At 37.7% G+C, this 25,268-nt stretch carries 17 protein-coding genes and 5 pseudogenes; 7 read left to right on the top strand and 15 right to left on the bottom strand.

Annotated elements, in window-relative coordinates:
• Position 1: 1 nt before the first annotated feature.
• The 5 genes and pseudogenes from JCM1039_RS06285 to uvrC form a co-directional block, all read right to left on the bottom strand.
• Complete coding sequence (locus JCM1039_RS06285; RefSeq protein ID WP_025015107.1) at positions 2–796, bottom strand: SDR family NAD(P)-dependent oxidoreductase; 795 nt, start codon at positions 794–796, stop codon at positions 2–4.
• Positions 796–1,731 carry a ribonuclease Z gene (rnz, locus tag JCM1039_RS06280; RefSeq protein ID WP_025015106.1) on the bottom strand — a complete coding sequence of 312 codons (936 nt, stop codon included), beginning with the start codon at positions 1,729–1,731 and terminating at the stop codon, positions 796–798. Before rnz ends, JCM1039_RS06285 begins: the two co-directional genes overlap by 1 nt.
• A 17-nt stretch (positions 1,732–1,748) precedes the next feature.
• Positions 1,749–3,668 (bottom strand): acyltransferase family protein, encoded by a 1,920-nt coding sequence (locus JCM1039_RS06275; RefSeq protein ID WP_025015105.1) that lies wholly within the window; start codon positions 3,666–3,668, stop codon positions 1,749–1,751.
• A gap of 20 nt (positions 3,669–3,688) precedes the next feature.
• A complete protein-coding gene (obgE, locus tag JCM1039_RS06270; RefSeq protein ID WP_025015104.1) occupies positions 3,689–4,993 on the bottom strand; it encodes a GTPase ObgE in 1,305 nt (434 codons plus the stop codon).
• Positions 4,994–5,071: 78 nt separating this feature from the next.
• Positions 5,072–6,873, bottom strand: a pseudogene (gene uvrC / locus JCM1039_RS10950) (excinuclease ABC subunit UvrC).
• A 138-nt stretch (positions 6,874–7,011) separates the two neighbouring features.
• Between uvrC and JCM1039_RS06260 the strand changes: the two are divergent.
• On the top strand, positions 7,012–7,626 hold the full coding sequence (locus JCM1039_RS06260; RefSeq protein WP_025015103.1) for a DedA family protein: 615 nt from the start codon (positions 7,012–7,014) through the stop codon (positions 7,624–7,626).
• 97 nt (positions 7,627–7,723) lie between these two features.
• Entirely contained in the window at positions 7,724–9,109 is a 1,386-nt protein-coding gene (locus JCM1039_RS06255; protein ID WP_025015102.1) for an APC family permease, read from the top strand.
• 50 nt (positions 9,110–9,159) lie between these two features.
• Here the strand turns inward: JCM1039_RS06255 and JCM1039_RS10945 are convergent.
• From JCM1039_RS10945 to coaBC, 4 genes and pseudogenes are all read right to left on the bottom strand, one after another.
• Positions 9,160–10,128, bottom strand: a pseudogene (locus JCM1039_RS10945) (NAD(P)-dependent oxidoreductase).
• 23 nt (positions 10,129–10,151) lie between these two features.
• Positions 10,152–10,961 (bottom strand): sugar-phosphatase, encoded by an 810-nt coding sequence (gene yidA / locus JCM1039_RS06245; RefSeq protein ID WP_025015101.1) that lies wholly within the window; start codon positions 10,959–10,961, stop codon positions 10,152–10,154.
• Between the two features lie 44 nt (positions 10,962–11,005).
• Positions 11,006–11,842: pseudogene (locus JCM1039_RS10940) on the bottom strand (aldo/keto reductase family protein).
• Positions 11,843–12,333: 491 nt separating this feature from the next.
• A pseudogene (coaBC, locus tag JCM1039_RS10935) lies at positions 12,334–13,529 on the bottom strand (bifunctional phosphopantothenoylcysteine decarboxylase/phosphopantothenate--cysteine ligase CoaBC).
• 97 nt (positions 13,530–13,626) lie between these two features.
• Here coaBC and JCM1039_RS06230 point away from each other — a divergent pair.
• A complete protein-coding gene (locus JCM1039_RS06230) occupies positions 13,627–13,881 on the top strand; it encodes a hypothetical protein (RefSeq protein ID WP_025015100.1) in 255 nt (84 codons plus the stop codon).
• 105 nt (positions 13,882–13,986) lie between these two features.
• Positions 13,987–15,171 (top strand): aminotransferase class I/II-fold pyridoxal phosphate-dependent enzyme, encoded by a 1,185-nt coding sequence (locus tag JCM1039_RS06225; protein ID WP_025015099.1) that lies wholly within the window; start codon positions 13,987–13,989, stop codon positions 15,169–15,171.
• A 65-nt stretch (positions 15,172–15,236) separates the two neighbouring features.
• Here JCM1039_RS06225 and aspS read toward each other — a convergent pair whose 3' ends face one another.
• The 6 genes and pseudogenes from aspS to prmA form a co-directional block, all read right to left on the bottom strand.
• Positions 15,237–17,090: an aspartate--tRNA ligase gene (gene aspS / locus JCM1039_RS06220; protein WP_025015098.1), complete on the bottom strand. Its 1,854-nt coding sequence runs from the start codon at positions 17,088–17,090 to the stop codon at positions 15,237–15,239.
• A gap of 2 nt (positions 17,091–17,092) precedes the next feature.
• Positions 17,093–18,378: pseudogene (gene hisS, locus JCM1039_RS10930) on the bottom strand (histidine--tRNA ligase).
• Between the two features lie 290 nt (positions 18,379–18,668).
• Positions 18,669–19,106, bottom strand: coding sequence for a D-aminoacyl-tRNA deacylase (gene dtd, locus JCM1039_RS06210; RefSeq protein WP_025015097.1), 438 nt, complete (start codon positions 19,104–19,106; stop codon positions 18,669–18,671).
• Positions 19,106–21,346 (bottom strand): RelA/SpoT family protein, encoded by a 2,241-nt coding sequence (locus JCM1039_RS06205; RefSeq protein WP_025015096.1) that lies wholly within the window; start codon positions 21,344–21,346, stop codon positions 19,106–19,108. Before JCM1039_RS06205 ends, dtd begins: the two co-directional genes overlap by 1 nt.
• 14 nt (positions 21,347–21,360) lie before the next feature.
• On the bottom strand, positions 21,361–21,723 hold the full coding sequence (locus JCM1039_RS06200) for a hypothetical protein (RefSeq protein WP_025015095.1): 363 nt from the start codon (positions 21,721–21,723) through the stop codon (positions 21,361–21,363).
• 55 nt (positions 21,724–21,778) lie between these two features.
• Positions 21,779–22,723, bottom strand: a complete 945-nt coding sequence (gene prmA / locus JCM1039_RS06195) for a 50S ribosomal protein L11 methyltransferase (protein WP_025015094.1) — start codon at positions 22,721–22,723, stop codon at positions 21,779–21,781.
• Between the two features lie 62 nt (positions 22,724–22,785).
• Here prmA and ybaK point away from each other — a divergent pair, with 62 nt between their 5' ends.
• The 3 genes from ybaK (at position 22,786) to JCM1039_RS06170 (ending at position 25,251) form a co-directional block, all read left to right on the top strand.
• The gene (gene ybaK / locus JCM1039_RS06190) at positions 22,786–23,295 is read left to right on the top strand and encodes a Cys-tRNA(Pro) deacylase (RefSeq protein WP_025015093.1); all 510 of its coding nucleotides are present in this window, start codon (positions 22,786–22,788) and stop codon (positions 23,293–23,295) included.
• Between the two features lie 427 nt (positions 23,296–23,722).
• Positions 23,723–24,103: a hypothetical protein gene (locus JCM1039_RS12205; RefSeq protein ID WP_025015092.1), complete on the top strand. Its 381-nt coding sequence runs from the start codon at positions 23,723–23,725 to the stop codon at positions 24,101–24,103.
• Positions 24,104–24,612: 509 nt separating this feature from the next.
• Positions 24,613–25,251, top strand: a complete 639-nt coding sequence (locus JCM1039_RS06170; RefSeq protein ID WP_025015091.1) for a mucin-binding protein — start codon at positions 24,613–24,615, stop codon at positions 25,249–25,251.
• Positions 25,252–25,268: the final 17 nt, after the last annotated feature.

Raw genomic sequence — 25,268 nt, 5'->3', positions numbered from 1 at the left:
ACTACTTTCTAGAAGCAAACTTCAAAGAAAGTTCGTCACCGATAGTTGGGAACAAGTTGTAAAGCTTAGCCAAAACTGCCAAGCTAAGTGGCAAATTAAGTTCGCGCTTATCGCTGCCAAAGAAGTGAACTACTTGCCAAGCAACGTCGTCTGGATCAAGCATGAATTCTTGTACATTTTTAACGTAATTACCAGACTTATCAGCAATGTTAAAGAAGTTAGTGTAAACAGGACCTGGGTTAACTGTCATCACTTTAACACCAAATGGCTTAAGTTCTAGACGCAATACATTTGAGAATTGAATAACTGCAGCCTTAGAAGCACTGTAAGCAGCTGACTTAGTAGTTGGAACTTTACCACTAATTGAACCGAAGTTAATGATTTGACCGGTCTCTTGTTCCATCATTACGCGACCAACCAGTCTAGTGAAGTACATCAAACCTAAAACATTTACTTGGAACATGTTGGTTACATCTTGCATCTTTTGTTCCATAAATTCTTCGAACTTACCAAAGCCTGCACAGTTAACTAAGAAATCAATATGCTTAACTTGCTTGGTGATTTCATCAAAAGCCTTTTCAATATCATCAGGCTTGCCCATATCTGTTGGGAAAACGTAAGCTTCTGCACCAGATAATTCTCTAGCTTCTGCCGCAATTTCGTCCAGACGTTCTTTTCTTCTAGCAATCAAAATGACGGTAGCACCGCGGCCAGCACTTTCAAGAGCAATTGAACGACCAATGCCACTAGAAGCACCTGTAATAATAACAACCTTATTTCTCAGTGAATCTTTCATTATTCTGTACCTTCCATCGGAATTTCAATACGATCAAAATCATTTACCAAAACGGTATTTGGAAATACTTTCTTAGCTTGATTCTCTAGCTTCTTAGCCTTTGCCCCCATATAACGAGCGGATATATGGTTCAAGCATAATTTTTTAACATTTTCTTGTCGAGCAATTTTTGCTGCTTGAACAGAAGTTGAGTGGTAATAATTACGGGCCATTTTGCTTTCGTCACCAGCAAAAGTAGACTCATGAACTAAAACATCTGCATTCTTAGCTAAACGAGCAATACTTGGCGTTGAACGCGTATCGTAAATAATCGTTACGATTCTGCCTGGCTTTTCTGGACCCAAGAAGTCTTTACCATTTAACTTAGTACCATCAGTCAAAGTTACTTCTTCGCCTCGTTTTAGTTGACCAAGAATTGGCCCATTAGGGATATTATACTTTGCTAATTTATCAATTAAAAGCTCACCTGGATGAGTAGCTTCAACCACTCTAAAACCAAAGCTAGGGATGCGGTGATCTAATCTATCTGTATAAACGCGAAAACCTTTATCTTCACAAATTAATCCTGGTTCAGACAATTCAACGAACTTGACGGGATAAGAAATTTTCGTTCTTGATACTTGCAAAGAAGTACGCACGAACTGCTCAATTCCAGCTGGTCCATAGATTGTAAGTGGACCCACATCCCCTTGAAAAGAACGAGTCGAAAGCAATCCTGGTAAACCAAAAATATGGTCGCCGTGATTATGTGAAATGAAAATTTTAGTGATTTTGCGTAATCTAATATTTGTTCTTAAAATCTGATGCTGAGTAGCTTCTCCTACATCAAATAGCCAAATTTCATTAAGTTCATCCAGCAGTTTTAAGGCTACGCTAGAAACATTTCTCTGCTTGGATGGCTGCCCTGCACCTGTGCCTAAAAATTGTATTTCCATGAAAATCCTATTCTACTTTAAAATTTTGAATGTTTAATAATTGTTTTAGTGACAAACGCACTGTAATATTTAGATCCCTTGATATTAGGGTGCGTGTGATCACCATAAAACCAATCTGGATGATTCTTCGAATATGAATACCAATCAATTATTATAAGATTATGATACCGTTTTGCACCTTGTCTTAGCAAATCATTCACCGGTTTTTGCCAATCTCTGGTTGGTACATGCACATTGATCCAAAAGACTTTTTTCTTAGGTCCAACTTGATGCATAAGTCGATCTAGGTCACCCATAGAGAATGGTCCATTTGTACCTAAGCCAATCAATACGTTATCGGCTAAAACTCCCTGCTTTTGATAACTGTCAAGTAGGCCAAATGCAACATCTAATTGTCTAGAAACAGCCGCATCAACTAAAGCCTTAGGCATTAATTTCTTTAAGTTGTCACTTGAACCGGCCATGACAGAGTCGCCGATTGCAGTAACTTGAATTTTTTGTGCTAACTGCAAATCAAGCTGCGAAATACCATATTTAACATATGATTTATTAACTGGATGCTTTTTAGCATCTTTTTCCGCTTGTCTAATGATTCTCGACTTATCTTCTTTTTTCTGCTTTTGCTTTTTTAATTTCTTGATCAGCTTAGCATTGTCGCTCTTTTGCTTTTTGGTATTCTTTTCAATTCTTTGAGCAAGTTGAGTCTTATTAAAATCTTCCGCCTTTGCTCTAGGTGAAACAGCAATCGCAATACTACCTAAAATTAATACAAAAGCCGCAAAAATTGCTTGAGTCTTTTTAACGTAATCCTTGGTCTCTAAGTTTAAAATGCGTGCAAAGTAAGCCTTAGTTTTACCCCAAGTAATTTTACCCATTGGCTTTTCAATCAAACGATAAGTAATTTCACTGATTAACAAAATCAAAATAACTTCGATTACATGATAAAGCACTGGATGATCACCAATATTAGTAAATTTATCTTCAAAAAAGATCATGATTGGGAATTGGTAAAGATAAATCCCATAGCTTCTTGAACCAATCCAATCAAAAATGACATTAGTCATAATTCTATTCCAGTGACTGCCTGGATGCGCAATTACTCCGGCAAACACGCAGACAATCAAAGTAAACAAAAGCATTCCACCACAATAAGCAAATGACTGTTGCGGATTCATTGCCTTTGAGAAGAACATGACCAGCATCAAAATAAAGGAAACTAGTCCAACCAAATCAAGTATTCGTGTATCCTTTTTGGTCACATTAGGATTCAGCTGCTCTATTGGCCAAATAACTGCTAATGCGGCTCCTAAACCTAATGAGAAGAACCGTGTATCCGTTCCATAATAGATACGGTTAATGTCAGCTTTCATTAAATATAGAACCAGCATTTCAATTGCAGATGCTAATGAAAGTCCAATCAGAATCCCAAAAATATTCTTCTTTTTCTTTACTAGTTTTACCAGTAAGAAAATGACAATCGGCCACAAAATGTAGAATTGCCCATCTACTGACATCGTCCATAGGTTAGTAAAAGGCGATTCATTAGCCGCAAAACGTTCAAAGTAGCTTTGGCCATTATGAATTTGCCAAAAATTGTAGACATTCAGTAGGTTAGCCAGGACAATCTGATTCAGCTTAGCTAAAAGATTGCGTTGAAACAGAAAAATATACGCCGCACTGAGCCATAAAACCGAAATCAGCTGCGGATAAATCTTCTTTATTCTACTTAAATAAAAGTGTTTATTATCGTAATCTCCCGTTCTATCATATGAATTAAGTATATGATCCGTGACGAGGTAACCTGAGAGCACGAAAAAAATCGGCACACCCAAATATCCTCCCATAAACGAATTAGAATCAAGGTGATAGAGTATTACTCCGATCACTGCTAATGCTCTAAGTCCAGAATACCCTGTAATAAACCGATTTCTTCTCATAATCTATCTCTACCCACATATTATTGTACAAATTCAAAGACAAACTTGCCGATTGCAACATCGTCACCGTTAACTGCACCCTTTTCGCGCAAGGCATCATCTACGCCTAAACGCTTAAGTCTTCTAGCCAAACGCATGATACCATCTTGGTGATCAAGATTGGTCATTTGAACTAATCTTTCTAGTTGCTCACCCTTAACAACGAATTCATGCTCGCCAACTCTTTCAACAGTAAATTCGTTCTTTTTTGTTGCTTTATACTTGTATTCCTTAGTCTTTTCAACAATCTTAGGTTCTTCTTGTGCACGTTCTTCTTCGACTTCGGCAACCAAGTTAGCAGTGTCGCTCATCAACTTAGATACGCCTTGGTGCGTTACACTAGAAATTTCATAAACTGGTTCGTCATTACTTTCTTTTTGCAAAGCTTCCATAAATTCCTTGAGCTTGTCTTCTGCACCTGGAATATCCATTTGTGAAGCAACAATTAATTCACGCTTCTTAGACAAATCAGTTTCATAATTTTGCAATTCCTTTCTGATAGTGTGATAGTCGTCAATTGCTTCGCGACCATTATTAGGATCCATTGATACTAAGTGCAAAATTACCTTAGTTCTTTCAACGTGGCGCAAGAATTGGATACCTAAACCCACACCTTGGCTAGCACCTTCAATTAAGCCAGGCAAGTCAGCCATTGAAAAGTCACGACCGTCTGGCAAAATAACCATTCCCAAATTAGGAGTCAAAGTAGTAAATTGGTAAGCTGCAATCTTTGGCTTAGCCTTAGTAGTTACTGACAAAAGCGTAGATTTACCTACTGAAGGGAATCCAACTAAACCTACATCAGCTAGTAACTTAAGTTCTAGGCGTAAAACGCGGTCTTCACCTGGTTCACCGTTTTCGGCAATTTCAGGTGCCGTATTAACACTAGTAGCGAAGTGAATATTACCACGACCGCCACGGCCACCTTTAGCTACAACTAATTCTTGTCCTTTTTCTACTAAATCACCGATTAATTCACCGGTATTAAAATCATAAACTGTTGTCCCAACAGGTACCTTTAAGTAAAGGTCCTTAGCTGCTCTACCATATTGAGACTTGATACGACCGTTTTCGCCATTATCTGCTTTAAACTTACGACGATAACGGAAATCCATCAATGTACGCAAACCGCTGTCTGCAACAAAAATAATGCTGCCGCCGCGACCACCGTCGCCACCAGCTGGTCCGCCATTTGGAACGTACTTTTCATGGCGGAAAGCCACCATGCCATCGCCGCCTTTTCCGGCTTGTACTTCAATTTTAGTCTGATCAACAAATGTTGGCATGCTTATCTCTTCCTTCCGTCTTAATCTAACTTTTATTACTATACCACACAAACGCGTACTCTTGTGTGTTTTCTAGGTTTACAGCGTCAATTTTATTGTTTGTGCTTGAGGCAATGTAAGTCCTGCAGCACGCAATTCATCAACTGAAGCTTCCTTGATCTTCTTTAATGAACCGAAGTTTCTAAGCAGTTTATTTCTAGTCTTTGGTCCAATACCTTTAATTGAGTCTAATCTACTTGATAAAGCATTCTTAGCATGACGTCTTCTATGGAAAGTAATGGCAAAACGGTGAACTTCATCCTGGATTCTAGTCATTAAGTAAAAGCCTTCTGACTTAGGATCAAGTGGGATCAATTTCAAAGGAATACCATTAATTGGATCACCAAATAACAAGTGATTGGTTCTGTGTTTGTCGTCTTTAACCATCCCGGCAACAGGAATATTCAGGTTCAATTCGTTGCGCAAAACGTCTTCACAGGCATCAACTTGAATTTGACCACCATCCATCAAAATTAAATCAGGCATTTTCTTATGTTCACGCAAAAGTCGACCATAACTCTTCTAACTACTTCACGTGTGTTACGAACTTCATCGCCACCATTTTGATGTTCAACTTCACCCTTTAATTTATACTTTCGGTATGAAGTCTTATCTGGTTCACCATCTTTAAAAACAACTAAAGCTGATACTGGATCTGCACCTTGAATATGCGAGTGGTCAAAACTTTCAATAATGTGACCATACGGCAAGCCCAAAGCATCAAAGATTTCTTTTTGCGCACCCATAGTTTTACGATTGCCTAATTCTAGCAATCTAAATTTATCATCGAGTTTCAACTTCGCGTTGTCTTTTGCCATATCAAGCAAGGACTTTTTTTGTCCCCTTTGCGGTGTTCTTACAGAAACCTTAAGCACTTCTGCTAATGTATCATTATCAAAACCATCTGGGATTAGAACTTCTTTAGGCAAAACGCGGTTTCTTTGACCATAAAACTGAACTATAAATGAAGTAAATGCATCTTCTGGATCAGTTGTATCGGTCAAAGGAAACATTCTAGTTTCTCTTCTAAGCAATTTAGCTTGACGCAAGAAGAAGATCTGGATAGAAATCCAAGACTTATCAACGTAATAGTTAAAAATATCACGTTGAGTATTATCGTTAGAAATAATCTTCTGCTTTTCAACAGTTTCTTCAATATATTTCAATTGATCGCGAATTTCAGCTGCTCGTTCAAATTCTAATTGCTCGGAAGCCTTCTCCATCTTGGCAGTCAAATCTTGCTTCACTTCTGCAATATCCCCATTTAAAAAGCTCTTTATCTTCTTGATTTGTTCATCATATTCTTTTTGCGGTACCTTTTTAAAACATGCACCTAAACACTGCCCCATATGATAGTAAAGACAAGGGCGGCCTTGATAGCCATGGCAGCGTCTTAATGGGTAAACTTTTTGAATAAATTTTAACGTAGCCTGTGCCGCATAAACGTTAGGATATGGGCCAAAATAGTAGCCGCCATCCTTGTGCACGATGCTGGTTAAACGTGTTTGCGGATCATGTTCACGTGTAATTTCAATATAAGGATATCCAGTCCCTTGTTTTAATTGCACATTGTAGTATGGCTGATATTTTTTTATTAAAGTGATTTCAAGTAAAAAGGCTTCCTTATCCGTAGAAACCGTAATAATATCATAATTTCTGATTTCACGAACTAATTCAGCCCGACGTCCAACTTGCTTACTCTTAAAATATGAACGTACTCTATTTTTTAAATTTTTAGATTTACCTACATAAATAACCGTACCGTTAATGTCCTTCATTAAGTAACAGCCCGGCTTTTCTGGTAAAAGCTTTAACTTGTTCTCAATTAATTGTGTTGCCATTTTATCGCACCCCAATAAAAAATTCGCATTTAATAGTGTAACACAGCTTTTTTTAAGAAGATATTAACTTTGCTCAGAGAAATAGCTATCTAGACCAAAACTTGCTATATTTAAAGAAAACGCTTAGGAGAAATACCGATGACTAACATAGTTTTTGATTTAATTAACCAATTTGGCTACCTAGCCATCAGCTTTTTAATTGCGGTTGAAAATATTTTCCCACCTATCCCATCCGAAGTAATCCTCTCTTTTGCAGGATTTGCAACGCATCACTCACAGATGACTGTGCCACTTGTTATAATTGCCGCCACAGTTGGTGCTACTTTAGGTGCAATCATTCTCTATTGGATTGGCACCTTGTTAAGTGAAGAACGTCTTGAGAAAGTTTTTAACCATAAAATGTTCAAGATGCTTGGTTTTAAAAAAGGTGACGTTCAAAAGGCAATTAACTGGTTCGATAAATATGGTACAGGAGCAATTTTTTATGGTCGTTGCATCCCTGTCATTAGAAGCTTAATTTCTATTCCAGCCGGCACAGCCCACGTTAAGCTTTCACAGTTTTTAATTTACACCACACTTGGTAGCTTAATCTGGAACATCATTTTAGTTTCATTAGGTTCATACATGGGGGAAAACTGGCAAGTGATCGTCAACATCTTTGAAGAATACTCATTGATTATCGCTGGCGTAATCGTTATTGCAATCGTGTACGGATCATTTAAATGGTACAAAACAAAAATAAAAGCTAATTAATTTTAAAGCACTATTTTAATAGTGCTTTTTTCACCCTTCAAAAAATTAAAAATATCATGTAAAATTAATCTATCTTTACATAGAGGGGAATGTTGCGATGCAATTTCATATATTTAGAAAACAAAGCATTCAAAACTACTTAGGAAAAGATATTAAATTTTCCAAAACCATGAATGCTCTCGACTTAATGTCACTTGGTGTTGGTGCGGTTATCGGGACTGGTATTTTTATCTTGCCTGGTACGGTAGCTGCCACAACAGCCGGCCCTGGTGTTAGTTTGTCATTTATGGTCGCAGCAATAGTTTGTGCTTTAGCGGGAATGTGTTACGCGGAATTTGCTTCAGCAATTCCGGTAGCTGGTAGTGCTTACTCATATGGTAATATCGTTTATGGTGAATTTACTGGTTGGATTATCGGTTGGGCCTTGATTTTGGAATACATGCTTTCCGTAGCCACAGTTGCGGCAGGTTGGTCTTCATACTTTAGTTCATTCATTAGCCCATTTGGTTTAAAAATTCCTAAGGCTGTTTCAGGACCAATGAACTTATCGCATGGCGTTTATTTTGACCTAGTTTCAGTTTTAATTATCTTGGTCATCAGCATCCTGCTATCTCGCGGAATGAAAAATTCAATCAAGATTAATGTGGTTGCTGTTTTTATCAAAATTGCGATTATCTTGATTTTCATCTTCGTGGGGGTGCAATTTATTAAGCCAAGCAACTACCATCCATTTTTGCCATATCGCGCTTCTGGCGTAATCAAAGGTGCAACGACCGTATTCTTTGCTTTCTTAGGCTTTGACGTTGTTTCTTCATCAGCTGCCGAAGTTAAGAATCCTAAGAAAAACATGCCATTAGGCATCATTGGTACTTTGGCAATTGCGGCTGTACTTTACTTTGGTGTTTCTATTGTGTTAACAGGTATGGTTAAATACACCAAACTTAACGTAGCAAACCCTGTTGCTTTTGCTTTGCAATATGTTCACCAAGATTGGGTAGCTGAATTATTATCCTTTGGTGCAATGCTGGGTATGGCTACTATGATGCTTACAATGATTTATTCAAGTTCTCGTTTAATTTATGCAATGGCTAGAGATGGACTTTTACCAGCAAGTTTTAGCAAGTTGGATAAAAAGCATAATTCTCCTCAGAATGCCTTAGTTGCAGTAACGATCATTATTGCACTTAGTGCAGCATTCTTCTCAGTGGATCAATTAGCCAACTTGGTTAACTTTGGTACCCTATTTGCATTTACCTTAGTTTCATTTGGTATTTTGAAATTAAGAAAAAGAACTGATATCGTCAATGATGGCTTTAAAGTTCCTGGTTATCCATACCTGCCAATTATTTCTGGCTTGATTTGTATCTTTATGATTTGTCACTTAAGTTCCGAAGTTTACTTAATGGCAGCAATTTGGTTAATTCTCGGAACAGTTATCTACTTTGTTTATGGCTATCGTCACAGTCAACTTGAACATGAATAGACAAAATAATAAAAAGCGGCTAAGCCGCTTTTTATTTTACATTAATTTAGTTATTGGTTTACTTTGTTAATTGCTTTACCATCTTTAAAGAATGGCAAAACGTTGTTAGCTGCTTCTTTAGAAAGATTGTATCTAGCAATGTGTGTGGCTGAGCCAGGATGTGGTGTCATAATCACATTATCCATGTCCACTAATTCTTGTCTAGGATGTGGTTCATTTTCAAAGACATCCAAAGCTGCTCCTGCAATCTCACCTTTCTTCAGTGCAGCAATAAAAGCATCGCTATCAACTAAAGAACCACGAGCTACATTGATCAAATAAGCAGTTTCTTTCATTTGCTTAAAGACATCTGCATTAATAATATGGTAAGTCTCATCAGTTGCTGGTGCATGCAATGATAAGCAATCAGCTTCTTTAACTAAAATATCAAAGTCAACATATTTAGCATTTAATTCTTCTTCTAACTTAGCATCGAGTTGATGACGATTATGATAAATAATCTTCATGCCTAAAGCTTTAGCAAAACGAGCAACTTGTTGACCAATTCTGCTCATACCTAAAATACCTAAAGTCTTACCTTCAATAGTGTAGCCTTGGTTATCATATTCGTTAGCATCTAAAAATGCGCCTTCACGTAAAGCGTGATCGTAATAACGCAAACGACGAGCTGAAGCCATAATCATGGTTAAAGTTAATTCAGCAGTTGGACGCAATACACTCTTAGGGCAATTAGAAACAACAATGCCTTTTTCCTTGGCGTATCCAACATCGACATGCTCAAAACCAACGCCATAAGTAGAAATCATCTTTAAGCTTTTAGCAGCATCAATCATTCTTTATCAAAGGCCATTTTAGCAACAATGACGCCATCATATTCCGCAATATGATCTAACACCCATTCACGATCATCATGCAAGCGATGTCCGTCTGGACCCACCGTAACATTGCATTCTTTTTCTAAATCAGTAAGTGCATCTTTTCTCAATCCACCCCCCAATTAAAATTTTTGCGTTATTCAATTTCGAAGCCTCTATTCCATATCCTATAAAATTTTATTGATTGCGACTGCCACTCCGTCATGATCACAATCCGCAGTAATTTCATCTGCATGCTTTTTAGTATAGTCCACTGCGTTGCCCATAGCTACACCCAAACCAGCATATTTTAACATTGGCATATCATTAGCTTGATCGCCTAAAGCCATTACATTTTCTGGTTTAACATTTAAGTAGTCGCATAGTCTTTTAAGACCAGTACCTTTATCAACGCCAGCAGCCGTAGCTTCATAATAGAATGGCTCAGTTTTTGAAAAAACAACTCGTTTTTTCATTTGATCAAAAAGAGGACTAGTGATTTTACTATCCAAATAGTCTGGATCATCAATATACATGCATTTAATAATTGGAATATTCTTCATTTCTTCTTGAGTTCGATATGAGACTTCCAATTTTACAACTCGAGAATTATAAATCGTATAATGTCCTAAATCTCGATTAGAGGTGTAAATTCGGTCTAAGCTAACACTATGAAAATGCAGATTTAACTTGCGGGCAATGGCTTCAAGATCAACATAATCTTCATATTCTAGCCCTTTTTTAAAAATCACGTGACCACTAGTTGATTCAACAACAGCCCCATTAAAGCTAACTACATATTCATCGTCTTGATTATTCAAGCCCAATTCATCCAGATAACGTTGAGCACCAGACAACGGTCTTCCTGTACAAATTACGATTTGCTTACCCTGCTTTTGGGCATCCAATACTGCTTTCTTCACAGCAGGAGTAATTTCTTTTTTAGTGTTTACTAAGGTGCCATCAATATCAATGGCGATTAAATCTATCTTTTTCATCTTTTTTATAAAACAAATAAAGCACCGCTTTCAGACGATGCTTACTAAACAGACATGTCTTGTGTATTTTCTTTCAATTTAATTAAATTGGCCATATCTTCTTCACTGATTTCAAAATCGATATCTACATTTTCTTTCATTTCACTTACATTATCGCTCTTTGGTAAGACGATACAACCTAGCTGTAGATCAAAAGCAAGCATCAATTATGCGGGACTAACGTTATACTTCTTAGCATAAGCATTGATCTTGCGATCCTTAAGTAAACGTCCGTGAGCAAGTGGTGAGTGAGCTTCGATTTGAATACCTAAGTTCTCACAATACTTCATCAAATCCGTTGGTACATGTCCAATATGAACCTCAATCTGGTTAACAGCTGGCTTAATTGTACCATTGTTAACGATATTGGCTATATCTTCTTGTAAGAAGTTGGACACACCGATTGATCTAACCTTGCCGGCTTTTACAGCTTCTTCCATAGCTCGCCAGTTTTCAAGGTTACCTTCAAAGTGTCGGTCATTAGTCCTATTTACTTCAATCCAAGGCTGTGGTGAGTGAATCAAAAGCATGTCTATATATTCCAAGCTGAAACGATCTAACGCCTCATTAATTGCCTTCTTAGTACCCTCATAGTCTTTGACGGCAGTCGGCAATTTAGTTGTTAAATATATGTCACTACGTTCAACGTCGGAATTCTAAATTCCCTTTCCTACGCCATTCTCATTACCATAGTCTCTAGCAGTATCAAAAGCGCGGTAGCCAACACTAATTGCCTGACGTACAACTTTTTTAACGTCATCATTATTGATTAGCCAAGTACCTAATTGTATCTGAGAAATCTTTATTCCGTTGTTAAGCGTTAAAGTTTTATCAGAGTACATACTCTACACCTCTATATTTTATCTAATATATCTCTGTTGATTTCTTAATAACTATATGTGCATAGTTAAAAAGACTCATTGATTTGATAATCTAATGTATTGAACCTGTTGTAATAGCATACACCAAATATTACTTAAATCCTATACATATATTTAGAATTTTTAGTATTTATCAAAATTATCACTTTTAAACAACAGAGGAAAAAGCGTGATGAAACAGGCTTTTACGATATTCTTTGCAGGTCGCTCGCAATTTCCTAGTCAATACGAAATCAGCAATTTATATATAAAAAAAGAGCCGATTTTATAAACCATCAACTCTTTCTCTTCAGTCTCTTAACTCCCACAGCCTATAATACTAGTTTTCCGTACTAAAACAAGCACGGATCTTAGCAGAGTGCTGGATTTGTGTTATTTTTATTATAATTTTTTTGCTGTAATAGTAGTATTTTAAGAGAGCAAAAACGTTATGTTAAAAAATGTTACATTACTTATTTTTGTATAAAATTATTCATGTATATCAAAAATTTGCTAGCTATTTCTTTTTTGCTCATTTCAGGCCACTCCTCAATAGTGCCATTTTGTCGAAGAATAGTCACTTTATCCTTATCACTACCAAAAACATTTTGTGAGACATCATTAGCCACAATCATATCAGCACCCTTCTCACGCAGTTTCTTTTCGGCGTTTTTCAATAAGTCATTGGTCTCTGCCGCAAAGCCAACTACAACTTGATCTGGGTTCTTTTGTTTTGCCACTTCACGCAAAATATCCTTTGTTTTAACCAGCGTCAATTCTAATGTAGCTTGATCCGCTTGCTTCTTTAATTTATGATCAGCTACTTTTTTCATTCGCCAATCAGCTACAGCAGCAGCCATAATTAATATATCGCTTCGATTAAATTCTTGTTTGACCTGCATTAACATATCTTCGCTACTTGGAGCAGGAAACAATTCAATATTTTTATCCTGTGGCAAAGGGATCGTAACATTACCATAAACTAATTTAACTTTTGCTCCCATATTAGCTGCCGCTTGCGCAATAGCAATTCCCATCTTGCCACTTGAACGATTGCCAATAAAACGAACTGGATCGATTGCTTCCTCTGTACCACCAGCCGTTACTACAATCGTCTTGCCTTTTAAAATCTCTTTTTTATTTAAATGGTCTTCTACCCAGCAGAAATCTGATCAGGCTCTGGCATTCTGCCCTTAGCTGCATACCCTTCTGCCAACATCCCTACCGCTGGCTCCATAATTTGTACCTGATTGTTCTTCAAAAACTGCAAATTACGCTGAGTAGCAGGATTATTCCACATTTGATCATTCATGGCTGGCACAATCAATATAGGTGCACTTGTTGCCAACATTGTCGTACTTGCGGCATCATCAGCAATTCCATTAGCCATCTTAGCAATAAAATTTGCGGTAGCAGGAACAACCAATGCTAGTTCAGTCCAACGAGCCAGATGAACGTGTGGCACACTAGCTTCATTTTCTTTACTCCATAGGTTATCTAGCACTGGATACTTAGTTAGTGCAGCTAATGTATTAGAAGTAACAAAGCGTTCCGCATTTTTAGTCATGATTACTCGTACTTCATGACCCTCTTTTTCAAGATTTCGTACGACTTGCACTGCCTTATACATAGCAATACCGCCCGTCATATAGACTGCTACCTTCGCCATCATTCATTCCTTCTTCTTAAACAAATTTATTTTTATTTTATCATTATTGACAAAAATAGTAGAATAAAGGTTAAGGGATTTATTTCTGGAGGATAAAGTGAAGCTTATATTGAAATTAACTTTGGTTTCCCTGAGTCTGTTTTCTCTTGCAGGCTGTACTCAACAGACTCAACCGAAACCACCTAAAAGAGAAATTACTACAGTTAAAGTAACTAATCAGCCAGTTTCTTTAAAAAAGAAAAAACGGATTAAAGCACCTAGACCTTTACCGCTACTTCCTTGGCAAAAACAGCTCGACGAAAAGAAAACAATTTATACCAATTCAAATAGCATTTTAAAAGATAATTCATAGAGAAGTGACATATAGTCATTTCTTTTTTATTTGCGCATAAAAAGGTTGTTATCTTCATTTCTGTATTTTAGAATTTATAGTATTACAGAAAGGAACTTTACTTATATGCCAAATTTATCTAGTGATTTAAAATCAATTATCAATACTAATCTTAGTAATTTATCCGCTTCGAAAATTCGTGCATTTGATCAAAAAGTTTCAGGCATCCCTGGTATTATCAAGCTAACAATTGGTGAACCTGATCTCGCTACACCAGATCATATTAAAAAGGCCGCCATTCGCGACATTAACGATGACGATTCACACTACGCTCCTCAAGCTGGCAAACCACAATTGCTCAAAGCTATCAGTGGTTATCTTGATCGCTCTATTGGCGTTCATTATGATCCTAAAGATGAAATCTGCGTAACTGTTGGCGCAACCGGTGCTTTAAATGACGTTTTTATGACTTTACTCAATCCTGGAGACAAGATCATCGTTCCCACTCCAGTTTGGGCATTGTATTTTCAATTAATCAAGATGACTGGTGCAACTCCTATTCAAGTTGACACCAAAAAAGATGGTTTCATTTTAACACCTGAACATTTGCGCCATGTTCTAGAAGGTCGCGGCAAAGGAGCAAAAGCAATCATCTTGACTGACCCATCCAATCCTACCGGTCGCGTTTATGCAAAAGAGACTTTAAAGCAATTAGCCGAAGTAATTAAAGAATACAAAATCTATTCAATTACTGATGAAATTTACGCTGAGCTTGTTTATGGCAATGCGGAACATCACTCAATGTCAGAATTTATTCCAGACCGTAACATTCTAATTTCTGGTTTATCTAAAGCATACGCAATGACTGGTTGGCGTTTAGGTTACATTGCTGCTCCAAAAGAAATTATGCAAAGTGTTCAAAAAGTTAATGCATTTTTAGTAACTTCAGTCACTGACAATGTTCAAATGGCTGCTGTTGAAGCATTGAACAATGGGCAAAATGATCCCGCTGAGGCAAGAGCAATCTATGAAAAGCGGCTGCAATTTATGCAAACTGGTTTAGAAAAATTAGGCTTTGAAATGGCTACGCCACAAGGTGCCTTTTATATCTTTGCCAAAATTCCTGAAAAATATGGCATCGATGATGAACAATTTGCTTTTGAATTGGCACAGAAGGCTAAAGTTGGTGTAACTCCTGGTCGTTATTTTGGTAAAGGCGGCGAAGGCTACGTAAGACTATCTTATGCATCATCAACTAAGCAATTACACGAAAGTTTAAAGCGAATTACCGATTTCGTTAACGATTTATAAAACGAGAGAAAAAAAATAGACTTCCATACATAAAGGATGTCTATTTTTGGTTTACTAGTTAATTATTACTTGTCCCAAGTTGAGTTTTCTTCGGCATCTTCAGCAGCCATCTTTTCAAGACGAGCTTCAGTTGCCTTAACACTCTCTTGGTACTTATCTTCAACTTCGATACCCAAGTCAGCTAATTGTTGATCTGCAACTGGAGCTGGAGCGTGCATCATTGGTTCTGAGGCACTAGCGTTCTTAGGGAATGCTAATACGTCACGGATGTTGTCCTTGTCAGCAAGCATCATAGCAAATCTGTCAAGACCAATTGCAAGCCCTGCGTGTGGTGGGAAGCCCATGTCCAAAGCATCCATTAAGTAACCAAATTGTTCGTAAGCACGTTTCTTAGTGAAGCCAAGTGCCTTAAACATGTTTTCTTGGATTGAACGCTTGTGGATACGGATTGAACCACCACCCATTTCGTCACCGTTCATAACGATGTCGTAACTACGTGCGTGTGCCTTGTGTGGTTCAGTAGTCAAAAGCTTTACGCCTTCGTCATCTGGCATGGTGAATGGGTGGTGAGCTGCTACCCAACGGCCAAGACCTTCATCGTATTCGAATAATGGCCAGTCAACAACCCAGACAAAGTCGTAAACGCCCTTAGGAATAATGCCAGTTTCTTTAGCAAATTCACGACGAAGGTGGTTCAATGAGTCACAAATTACCTTCCACTTGTCAGCAACAAATACTACTAATTCGCCGCCTTCAAGGTCGAATTCCTTCTTCAAAGCTTCCTTGTTTTCATCAGTCAAGAAGCGAGCTACAGGACCTGAGAACTCACCGTCTTCGTACTTAACCCAAGCTAAGCCCTTAGCGTGGAAACGCTTGATAAAGTCAGCCTTCTTGTCAAGCTTCTTACGTGAGTATTCCTTAGCACCGTTCTTAACAGCGATACCCTTAACAAAGCCGCCATCAGCAATTGCACCTGAGAACACCTTGAAGTCACTGTCCTTGAAGATTGAGCTTAAGTCGTGAATAAGCATGCCGTAACGAGTATCTGGCTTATCACTACCGTACTTGTTCATTGCGTCAGTCCAAGTAATACGCTTGATAGGAGTCTTAAGGTCGATACCCTTAACATCCTTCATGATCTTCTTCAAAAGACCTTCAGTGTAGCTTTGAATAGTTTCTTCATCAGCAAATGACATTTCCATATCGATTTGAGTAAATTCTGGTTGACGGTCACCACGTAAGTCTTCGTCACGGAAACAACGTGCTAATTGGTAGTACTTGTCAAAGCCAGCACCCATCAAAAGTTGCTTGAACAATTGTGGTGATTGTGGAAGTGCGTAGAAGCTACCTGGGTAAATTCTTGAAGGTACTAAGTAGTCACGTGCACCTTCTGGAGATGACTTACCTAAAATTGGAGTTTCAATATCGATAAAGCCATTTTCGTCAAAGAATTCGTGGGTTGCACGTAAAATCTTTGAACGTAAGATAATAGCTTGTTGAACTTCTGGACGACGAAGGTCAAGGTAACGGTACTTTAATCTAGTTTGTTCAGAAATATCAACGCCATCCTTGATTTCAAATGGAGGGTTCTTAGCCTTGTTCAAGATAATGATGTCAGTAGCATCAACTTCGACTTGACCAGTCTTCATATCTGGGTTTACTTCTGAACGCTTAACAACCTTACCCTTAACTTGAAGAACGTATTCGTTACCAAGTGAGTCAGCGATGTCCATTAACTTCTTACCAGAGTCTTTGTTAACAACGATTTGTACTAAACCTTCACGGTCACGCAAATCGATGAAAACCAAGTTACCAAGGTTACGTACACGTTGTACCCAACCATAAAGGTTTACATCTTGACCAATATACTTTTCAGTAATATTGCCACAATAGTCTGTTCTTTTTTCAATCTTTTCCATTGTTAATCCTCTAAATCCTTCATTACTTTACCCATATCATTGATGTCTTCAAGACTTAAATCAATGGTCTTACCATCAGCTAAACGCTTAATGTTCAAAACGCCGTTTTCAAGTTCTTTTTCACCTAAAGTAATTACATACTTAGCGTGATCACGATCGGCCTTCTTGAATTGAGCCTTAAGCTTCTTTTGGTTAACATCAAAGTCAGCTTCAAAGCCTTGTTTACGCAAGCTTCTAGTAATTTCGATAGCCTTTTGAGCAGTACCTTCACCAATATTAGTGATAAAGAAATCAATGCCTCTGTTTTCAAACAAAGCAGGATTTTGCTTTTCCAAAACAAGCATTAATCTTTCTTCACCAATACCAAAACCAACAGCTGGAGTAGCTGGACCATCGAATTCTTCAACCAAGTGATCATAACGGCCACCACCCAAAATAGTAGTTGCTGATTCCCAGAGGCTCTTGTCTTCAACCATAAATTCAAAGATTACACCAGTGTAGTAATCAAGACCACGAACCAAGTCATCATCGATAACATAATCAATACCTAATTGATCAAGCATCTTCAAAATTGATTCGAAGTTTTGCTTTGAATCATCGTCAAGGAAGTCACGAATCTTAGGAGCATTTGGCAAGAACTTCTTGTCACGATCATCCTTTGAATCCAAAATACGTAATGGATTGTCGCGTAATCTTCTTTGAGAATCTTCAGATAATTCATCCTTAACTGGAGTGAAGTAGTTTACAAGGGCATCGTGATAGTCCTTACGTACTTGTTCATTACCTAAAGTGTTGATGTGAAGTTGGTAGTTCTTAACGCCCAATTCAGCAAGCAAATCGTGACCCATCATAATGGTTTGAACATCAGAAAGTGGATTGCTTGAACCAAAACTTTCTACACCGATTTGGTGGAATTCACGTTGACGACCTGCTTGAGGACGTTCGTATCTAAAAGTAGATTCCATGTAAAATACGTTAAATGGCTTTACTACTTCTGGTGCGTACATCTTGTCTTCAACGTAGGCACGAACTACGCCGGCAGTTCCTTCTGGACGAAGAGCAATATGACGACCACCTTTATCGCTGAAGTCATACATTTGCTTTTCTACGATTTCAGAACTATCGCCGCTTGAACGTGAGAAAATTTCGTAATTTTCAAAACTTGGCGTACGAATTTCACGGTAGTTGGCGCGGTTGAAGAAATTTCTTGCAGTTTCTTCGACCTTTTGCATGAACCGGATTGTTCAGGCAAAATATCGACTGTACCTTTTGGTTTTTGTACTCTCATTTAATCATCCTTTTTTATTTTGATAACTTTAATAATAAAAAAAGCGCCCTTGAACTAAATCAAGGGCGCTCAAATTAGCACGGTACCACCTTTTTGGTTGCTGCGATTAACGCTCGCCAGACGATCCATTATCTGTTAAAGGTGTCACAGACCGCAATCTATCTGCTCTTTCACCACAATGAGCAGTCTCTTTAAATAGATCTTTGCTAATCTTCATTCTTTGTCATCGATAATTCTTTTTTAGCTTATATTTTTATTGTATTAAAGTCAACCTTTGAAAGCGATTTTCTCTAAAGATCTAACACAATTGTGAATGGACCATCGTTTTCTAAGCTAACTTGCATGTCAGCACCAAACTCACCGGTCTCAACATGGAAGCCATCTTGCTCAAGTTCTTTATTGAAATCTTCCCAAAGTTCTTTTGACTTTGGTGGACGCATTGCTTCAACAAAACTAGGACGATTGCCTTTCTTAGTATTAGCCAATAAAGTAAATTGACTAACACTTAAGATTTCACCATGAACGTCTTTCAAAGACAAATTAGTTTTACCATCTTCATCTTCAAAAATACGCATCTTGGCAATCTTATCAGCTGCTTTTTTGACAACGGGAAGTTCATCCCCCTCTTTAATGCCAACTAGCAGTAAAAAGCCCTTGCCAATCTTGCCGACTGTCTTGCCAGCAATATCAACTTGCGCATGATTGACTCTTTGAATTACAACTCGCATTAATTATCAGACCTCTTTGTTTCATACACATCTGGAATATCACGCAATTTACTCAAAATTTCATCAAGTTGGTCAGCATTCTTAACAGCAACTGTGACGTAAATATGAGCAATATTGTCTTCGTTAACCTTACCAGAAATATTATTAATGTTCTTAGTAAGTGAGTTCAACTTGTTAATAACATCGCTAAGCAAGTTAGAACGGTTGTAGCCAAAGATTTCGATGTTGGCATTAAATGATTGAACGCTGTTTTCTTCCACGTTCTCCCATTCAACGTCGATCAAACGACCTTGTTCTTCGGCTTCCTTGGTAATGTTGCGGCAGTCGGTACGGTGAATAGTAACACCACGGCCCTTAGTAACATAACCAATGATCTTATCACCAGGAACAGGATTACAGCATTTGGCAAGGTGAAGCATTAAGTCACTGACACCTTGGATCATAACGCCATTCTTATGCTTAACCTTCATGACAGAATTTGAATTCTTCTTAGGCTGTTCTTCTTGAACAGATTGTTGACCAGAATTCAAAATCTTTTCTTCGAGTTCTTTTTGCTTTTGTTTTTCGTCTTCACGACGTAAGTCAACGGTCAAACGGTTAACAACGGCTTGAGTTGATAAATCACCAAAACCAACTGCAGCATACAATTCTTCCTCAGTATGGTAGTTAAAGTGATCCAACAATTTTTCAACGTGCTCTTTATCCATGAAGTCTTTAGGAGCAAGTCCTTCTTCACGAATCATATTAGCTACCATTTGTTCACCGTGAGTGATGCTCTCTTCACGGTCTTGGCCTCTGAAGTAACGACGGATCTTGTTACGTGCTCTTGAGGTCTTAACCATATCGGCCCAGTCACGTGAAGGAGTGGCATTAGTTTGCGTCATAATTTCAATGACGTCACCGTTTCTTAACTTGTAGTCAAGTGGAACCAACTTGTTATTCACTTTGGCACCAACCGCATGGCTACCTACTTGGGTGTGAATTGCGTATGCGAAGTCCAAAGTTACAGAACCCTTTGGCAATTCGTAAACTTCACCCTTTGGTGTGAAGACGTAAACACGGTCAGAGAAGATATCACTCTTAACTGACTTCATGAATTCGCCGGCATCTTTAGTTTCATCCTTCAATTCAAGAATTTCACGAACCATGTCTAGCTTTTCACCAGATGAAGTAGCTTCAACACCATTGAAGTTACCACGCTTGTATGCCCAGTGTGCGGCAACACCGTATTCAGCAACTTGGTGCATGGCTTCAGTTCTGATCTGAATTTCAAGTGGACGTCCACCAGGTCCGATGATCGTGGTGTGAAGTGATTGATAACCGTTTACCTTAGGCATAGCAATGTAGTCCTTGAAACGTCCTGGCATTGGCTTCCATTCGGTATGAACGGCACCTAAAACTGCATAACAATCACGGACATTTTTGACAATTACACGAACGGCAAGCAAGTCATAAATCTCATCGAAGTCCTTATGCTTATTTACCATCTTCTTGTAAATAGAGTAAATATGCTTTGGACGACCATAGATTTCGTACTTAATGCCTAATTCATCTAAGGTCTTCTTAAGTGTCTTAATGGTATCAGCGATGTACTTTTCACGTTGGCTTCTCTTAACATCCATCAAGTTTACGATGCGGTAGTAAGCTTCAGGATTTAAGTAGTGGAAACTCATATCTTCAAGTTCCCACTTGATAGTACCAATACCTAAGCGGTCAGCCAGTGGTGCATAGATATCCATGGTTTCTGAAGCAATTCTACGTTGTTTGTCTGGACGAAGGTGTTGCAAAGTATGCATGTTGTGTAAACGGTCGGCCAATTTAACCATGATTACCCGCAAGTCTTTAGCCATCGCAATCAACATTTTACGGTGGTTTTCAGCCAAAAATTCTTGGTGTGACTTATATTCGTACTTATTTAATTTGGTTACACCGTCAACGATAAAGGCAACGTCTTCTCCAAATTTTTCCTTTAATTCATCATTGGTTACTGGCGTGTCTTCCACAGTATCATGCAAAAATCCTGCAGCTACTGTATCTGGATCAAGCCCAAGTGTGGCAAGTGTTCCGGCAACTTGCGTAGGGTGAATAATATAAGGTTGTCCAGATGCCCTTTTTTGTCCAGCATGGGCCTTATTGGCAAACTCATATGCTTTCTCTACAAAAGCCACTTGCTTATCATTCATATATTTTTTGCAGGCATCAATTACCTGATCATGAGTCATTTCAACATATTTGGACATTAAGGTCATCCTCTCTAACGGTAAATATTTTTATTCAGTAGTCCGAAGAGTTCAATTATTAAATAAATCAAACCCAACATTAAATTATACAGAGCAAATCTTGGCAAAATTGCTAAATCGAAAACAACTGGCATTAATAACAGCCACCATCTGTTCAAGTTTAAACGATTGATTAAACTGCCCAAATGGTATGCGATTGCACCATTAATGATGAAAAACATTAAACCAACTCTAAAAACTATTGGTAAACGGCAGATACTGAAAATGTATGGCAAAATTGCCACCAAAATACTCCACCAGACAAGCGGCATCCATGCATGGACATTCAACTTCTTGATTACTGAAATTTCCTTTATCTTATCCCCAATTTTTCTCATTAAAAATTTGTGCCTCTCATCAAAGTTTAATTTAGTTGATAATATTTTACCACGTTTATTTTTCTTTTCTAGTAATAGCTAACCCAATCCAGCGACCTTGTCTCATAGTCAAGTCAATTTTAAAGCCATTCTCATCTAAGGCTTTTTCAATCTTAGGCAATTGTAAATAATCAATACCTGAAAAGATGATTTGCCCACCATCGTTTAAGTGAGCATCCATTTGTGGAATCAAGTCGAGTAAGATTTCGGCCAAAATGTTGGCTACGATAATATCAAACTTGCCCTTAACGTCGGCAAGCAAGCTCGTCTTTTGTACTCGAATGTTAGTTAAATCATTCAAAGCTGAGTTTTGCTTAGCAGCAGTCATTGATTCATCTGAAATATCGGTCGCTAAAACATCGGTCGCACCTAATTTTGAAGCAGCAATAGCCAAAATTCCAGAACCAGTACCAACATCAACTACGCTCATTGGCTTAACCATAGCACGTTCAAGACCCATCATGGCAAGTTGAGTGGTCTTGTGGTTACCTGTACCAAAGGCAAGACCTGGATCAAGCTTAATCAATTGTTGATCCTTAAAGGCAGGCTTGTATTCTTCCCATTCCGGAACGATAGCTAAGTGTCTTGAGAAGTCAATTACGTGGTAATACTTTTGCCAAGCGGTATTCCAATCTTGATCCTTAATATAAGAGGTAGTGATTTTACCGTCACCAATATTTAAACCGTAGCCTGCAAGTTCTTTAAGCTTAGCTTGAAACTTTTTAACGAGTTCATCTTTGTCTGCTTCTTCATCAAAATATGCGTAGAAATAAGTATCCTTAGGCAAATCTTTGATATCATCCATTTCAACGACAGTTGAATCGTGAAGCCAGCCAGCTTGTTCGAAGTCGCTGCGCTTTCTTGATTCAATGCCGAGTGCGTTTAAATTATCTTGAGCATAAACGCCTAAAGCATCTTCTACTTCGTGATTAGTGTCGATTTTAATAATCAATAACTTCATTAATGTATAAACTCCTTTGGGATTTTCTTTGAGCAATGCTATCATGGTTAAAGGTGATAAAAATGTCAAAGAAGAAAAATAAAAAGAATAAACTTGAGAAAACATTAGTCGAAAAAATTTTAGACCAACATAAGGTCAAGTATCGTCAAGCCGAATTTGCGGTTACCAAAGATAAGGGTGGCGTTGCGCAAATGGACACCTCTATTCTAAGGGACAAAGAGCAATTCGTCTACAAAACCTTGGTATGTGAAGGAAATAAAACTGGCCCACTTGTTGGTGTTGTACCAGTTACTGAACATTTAAGCATGAAGAAGCTTGCTAAAGTTTCTGGCAATAAGAAATGCGAAATGCTTCCTTTAAAGAAACTGGAAAAAACTACGGGTTATGTTCACGGTGCTAATACCCCTATCGGTATTCACTTTACACACCACTTCCCTATCTACTTGGATAACACAATGAAACAAACAGATGAAGTTGGTGTTTCAAGTGGTAAGCTTGGCCGTAGCGTTTTCTTAAATCCAGAAGATTTAGCCCAAGTTACAGAAGCTACATTTGCTGACCTGCTTGAATAAAAGCGTTTACAATTTATTCAGTCATTGACCGAAATTTATGGTACACTTAACTTATGCCACATAGAAGTAACATAATAGAGGAAGATGACTGAAATGAATATATTGTTAGGTATCATTGGTTTTACAGTTGCAATGATTGCCGCTATCGTGGTAACCGCATTGGCAATTGCTAAATAAACAACGAAAAAACGACATTTAAAAGGAGCAATTTTATATTGCTTCTTTTTTGTTTGCTGTTATTAAGTAATAACTTATAGTAGTATTATTTGCTATTTTATATATAAGTGCATTTAATAGATCATTGATAAATATATTTGCGCTAATATTTACTACCAGTGAGTGCTTCTTATTAAGAAACTTCTTTTATTCTTATAGTTTCTTTCAAAAAAGCACGCTAAATCCAACCAGAAAGGTTAGATAAGTAGATATGACACACAAGAATGATTTAAATTTTAATGCAAAACTTAATGGTAAAAAGAAATTCGGTTTTCGTAAGTTATCGGCAGTAGCACTTGGTACTACATTTTTCTTAAGTAGCGGTCAACTCGTTCATGCAGATGAAACATCTGCAAATCAACAAACTACTACTGAAGTTAAAGACACAACTCAAAGTTCTGATCAACAAACTGCTGAAACAAAAACAGCAGATACAAAGGACAGTAGCAAATCAACTGATACTACTCAAACTGAAACTCCAGTAACCACTCCTACTTCATCAGAAACTAATTCTAATAACAACGCCCAAGAATCAACTTCTACTAATAAAGGTGAAAAGTCAAATTCTAACAACAAAGAAACGACAAATTAAACACTGCATCTCTAGAAACAAAGGAAGATAGTGGCAAACTAGCTGCTTCATTAACTGAAAACAAGATCACTGCAGATCAACCTTCATACTCTTCTACTGTTACCGCGACAAAGAAAAACGGCAGTACAAATTTAACTCAAACAACTACTAAAAATAATCCAGTTACCTTAGCCTCTGACCAAGATACTGTTCAAGTTGATACTTCGGTTAAAAATCCTGAAAATGCCCCAGTTTGGTTAGAAATTCATAGTAATGGTACCACTTCTAATCATACTGTCGTTTGACAAACCAATAATGGTAATGGATCTGAAATTCAGAAGCAACAACAAGCTATAATCAGATTTTACGATGATGATTCTAATACATTTTTATATGTCCAAAGTAATTTCAATAATCAAGCCATCTATGCAAATGGCCCAGCTGGTAATTGGATTAACTTCGGCGATAAAGCTGCGACAACTTTTGATAATTATACTAATTCTGATAATGGTAAATATTCATACAGCAAAATGACTATCGGTGAAAATGCTAACAGTGCAGACACCATTTTAGGCTCAGGTGGCAAACCAGCTGGTTTTGCCGTAACTGGTATCTTCCCTAAATTTGATAATATCAATAACAGAACTGATGGCACTGACTCTCATCCACAATACTTCATCGTCCACTTCACACATAATAAGAAAAAAGCTGAACCACAAACCACCACGGTAACAGAACATGTTTCTTATTACTATGAAAATGGTTCAAAGCAAGGACAAACTGTTCCTAATCAATATGCTCCAATAAATCAAGAATTACACTTTACCCGTGATGGTGTAACAGATTTAATAACTGGAGTAACCACCTATGAAAATTGGAAGCTTGTAGACGCTAATGGCAATAAAATTTCACTCCCAGCTATCTCATTTAGCCAATTACCTCAAACATTGGATGAAAACTACAAGCTTGATGCCAATGGTACATTTAATATTGTTACTAACAATACTGGTAAACAAATATTAATTATCAAAGGTGATAATGGCAGCATTCAAGCAATCCCACTTAGCGATGACGACATTACCGCTTTAAAACGGTGGTTAAATTTCTATCCAAGTTCCATACGCTCAAGCTTCGATTCCAACTCCAATTGCACCTCCAACAGCTCCTAAGCCAGATATTTCTACGC

Origin of the sequence: Lactobacillus kitasatonis DSM 16761 = JCM 1039, assembly GCF_000615285.1 — a bacterium.
In the GTDB taxonomy this organism is placed as follows: domain Bacteria; phylum Bacillota; class Bacilli; order Lactobacillales; family Lactobacillaceae; genus Lactobacillus; species Lactobacillus kitasatonis.
Note: the sequence above shows the minus strand (reverse complement) of the source record. Positions and strands in the feature narration are given on the sequence as shown.